Source organism: Thioalkalivibrio sp. (genome assembly GCF_007692535.1).
Classification (GTDB): Bacteria; Pseudomonadota; Gammaproteobacteria; order Ectothiorhodospirales; family Ectothiorhodospiraceae; genus Thioalkalivibrio.
Window position 1 is genome coordinate 1 of the sequence record NZ_REBW01000101.1, and the last position, 3156, is coordinate 3156.

At 64.2% G+C, this 3156-nt stretch carries 4 protein-coding genes; 1 reads left to right on the forward strand and 3 read right to left on the reverse strand.

Annotated features, from left to right (window positions below):
• The 3 genes from EA346_RS04280 to EA346_RS04290 all read right to left on the reverse strand — a co-directional run.
• Nucleotides 1-514 (reverse strand): hypothetical protein (locus EA346_RS04280; RefSeq protein WP_296756074.1); only part of this gene is annotated, 514 nt, incomplete at its 3' end.
• A 101-nt stretch (nt 515-615) separates the two neighbouring features.
• Nucleotides 616-1191, reverse strand: a complete 576-nt coding sequence (locus EA346_RS04285; RefSeq protein WP_296756076.1) for a class I SAM-dependent methyltransferase — start codon at nt 1189-1191, stop codon at nt 616-618.
• Between the two features lie 148 nt (nt 1192-1339).
• Complete coding sequence (locus EA346_RS04290) at nt 1340-2959, reverse strand: hypothetical protein (protein WP_296756077.1); 1620 nt, start codon at nt 2957-2959, stop codon at nt 1340-1342.
• On the opposite strand from EA346_RS04290, the gene EA346_RS04295 reads away from it, so the two are divergent.
• The coding region (locus tag EA346_RS04295; RefSeq protein WP_296756079.1) for a hypothetical protein at nt 2958-3156 on the forward strand (199 nt) is incomplete at its 3' end. The two genes, EA346_RS04290 and EA346_RS04295, sit on opposite strands and share 2 nt — an antisense overlap.

Consider the following 3156-nt stretch of genomic DNA (forward strand, 5'->3'; position numbering starts at 1 on the left):
GGGTCATCCCCCTGACGCGGCGCCCCCGCACGTTATAATTCCAGACAGACCGGAGCATACTCATCCGTTTTTTCTTGTTGGAAGAATACTGGGCCAGAGGATCCTTGAATAAATGGACGGGAATTAGCCGGACACCGGGAACCTGTTCCAGCTTGGTAAAATAGGTGCGCCTTCTCGAGGTGTCGACGATCGCTTCGGCGCCCGCAGCCTCTAAAACAGACTCAAAATAAAGGCGCAAGGCTTTGGGGTCGAGATTCTCCTGGTTATCATACCCAAAGTCCAGAGAGGAAAAAGAAAGACCACGGGTTTCAAGTGACTGCTCCACTTGGCTCCAATAACGACATTCCGCGGGGTTTCGCGCGCCGCAGGCACAGCTTTTCCGACCGCTAACGAACAATGGAATATTCTTCGTTCCACCAGTGGAGACCACTTTGGAATGGGCATTTAGAAGGCGTCCGAGCAGCGTGGTTCCGCTGTGACCCAAACCGAGAAGGTATATGATTTTAATCTCCAAGCCGCCTCTCCAGGGATTTTCTCCGTTACGATGTTTTTGAAAATACCCTGCGATGCAGGTCAAAGCTATTATGGCTCCTCGTCATCCTGAGTGGAATCCGGTCAGTTGCTGAGCCATGCTCGGGAGGGGATTTCGGAGAGGAGCGACGGCATGCGCGATGAGGATCTGCTCAATGCCCTGGAGATCCTCGATGCGCGCGATGATCCGCGCTGCCCGGCTGACGCCGCCCGGCCGCCGGGGCGACAGACCCGGGCGAGCTCGGCAGCGGCGTCCTCCGGCCGCTGGACGAACATCACACCGAACGTCGAGATGACGGCGTCGAAGGCGCCATCATCAAATGGCAATGTCTCCGCGTCCTCTTCGAAGAACGGAACCTCGAGCCCCCGAGCCGATGCCAAGTTACGGGCGGCGGTCAGCAGGTCGGGAGCGAAGTCCGTGCCGGTGACATCGAGGCCGCGCTCGGCCAGACGTCGGGCGGCCCACCCAGTGCCCGTGGCCACGTCGAGGATGTGCATGCCGGGCGCCGGCTCCAGCCGGTTGACCGCGTGCTCAATGGCATCGAGGATGCCGCGGCTCACCTCGTCGTAGGCCGCGCCGCCGCTCGACCAGACGGCCGCGGGGCCGGCGTTGTGCGGGCGGATTCGTCGAACGTTGGTGGATTTACGTGCGAGTGTCATGGAACCCTCCTCCTTGCGTTGTCGTCTTCTTCAACCCCGTGGACTTTCAGTTGGGTTTGGCTCCGGCGACAGCGGCCGGTGGGACTCGTCCGTGAGTCCCGGGCGATCGTGCCCTCAGGCATCCAGCGACCGATCTCGGAAACCCGGCTCAGTCGCGTTGCGCCAGCACCTTGGCCTGGTCGATGGTGTCGCGCTCGGCGTTCGGTGCAATTTCCAGCAGCCGCGCCGCCCAGCTCGTTGCCGCATCCGTATCACCGGCCGCCTCGGCCGCACGGACGGCGCCGAGCAGCGTGTTGTAACGGCCCGGCCACATCTGATCGGACTGCTCGAAGGCAGCGAGGGCCTCGCCGGGCCGGTCCAGTGCGAGCAGCACTTCGCCGAGGGCCTCGTAGGGTGGCAGCAGTGCGCCTGGGCTCACCGGATGCTTTTCGACCGAGGACTCCAGCTCGCCGGCCGTACGCATCAGTTCGATGGCGCGCTCGTGATCGCCCTCGGCATGCGCGATGAAGCCCGCCAGGATGTGCCGATCGGCTTCGATGTAGACCGAGAAGCGTGCGTCCGCGGCCGATTCGGCCCCTTCCGCCAAACTGGCCAGGCGTTGCTCGGCCTCGTGGGCCGCTTCCAGGTCACCGGTATGGACCGCGCCCAGACCGCGGGCATACCAGCTCAGGCCCTCGGCCCAATGGAAGCGGTCCCACGCGATGTAGTCGGGCACGCGTGGCTCGATGGTGGACGCGGCTTCCCAGTCGCGCTGTTCTACCGCCAGCCGTGCCGGAATCGCGGCCAGGTGAAAAGCGCCGGGGAACGTGCCCTGGTGGCGACCCTCGTCCAGCGCAGTCTGGTAAATGCTTTCGGCGGCCGAGTCCTCGCCGCGTTGCAGGTGGCCGTAAACGAGGTAGTCGACGGCATGGATGTAGTGGAACGAGATCGCGCCGTTGACATCGTGCTCTCGCGCGACCTCGGCCGAACGTGCGTTCCAGTCGATGACCTGCGGCCAGTCGCCGAGGCGCACGTAGATGTGCGACGGCATGTGCAGCGCGTGCGGCACGTTGGGCGCGATTTTGCCGTAGGACTCGACCATCTCGAGCGCGTTCTCGGCGCGGCCATCGGCGTCGGTAGCATGAATGGCGTAGTGGATGGCGCCGGGGTGAGTCGACTCTTCCTGCCACACGCGCTTGAGGATCGCCTCGGCTTCGTCATGCAGCGCATCACGGTCATCGGCCCGCGTGGCCTCGGTCAGCAGCGACAACGCGTAGAGCGCGGCGATGTCGTGATCGTCCGGGTAGGCCTGGTACGCGGTCGCCATGCCGTCGGTCCAGCCCGACAGACGATCCCATTGCCGGTCGGTTTCCGGCTCGAAAAAGGCGGCGGTCGCCTCAATCAGCGTCTGTTCGCGTTCATCCGCGACCGTGGCGCGGGCTTGCTCGATCGCGTCGCGGCCACGGGCGATGTCGGCATCGCTGGGCGTCGTGGCCCACAGCGGCTGGAACAGCGTGGTCGCTACGCCCCAGTGGGCCATGGCGCAATCGGGGTGGGCCTCGGCAATGGCGGCAAACTCGCCGCGTGCCTGCACATACATCATGTGGTGCATCAACCCCAAGGCACGATCAAATGCCTGTTGCGCCGCGTCGACACAGTCAGCCCCGAACGCGACCGTGCCGATCTGCTGTTCGGCACCGACGGGTGCCTCGGCGTATCTCTGGTCGTGCTGGGCAGCAACTCCAGGGGCGAGCATCACTGCTAGAAGGATCACTGAGATTCTCGTCATGATCGACCTCCTCTCCGTGTTGGTGGACTCGTGGCGACAGACGCGCCAGTGGTACGGCGGCCGGCCCAACCGGGACGCGGTTTCCCGACATCGGGGATCCGGGCTGGCACCGCTTGTTTCGAGCCTAGGCAGTGGAGCGGACGAATTCTTGCAGAACCTTGCGGCCAGGCGGCAGATCTTGCGGTTTGTTGCCGGCA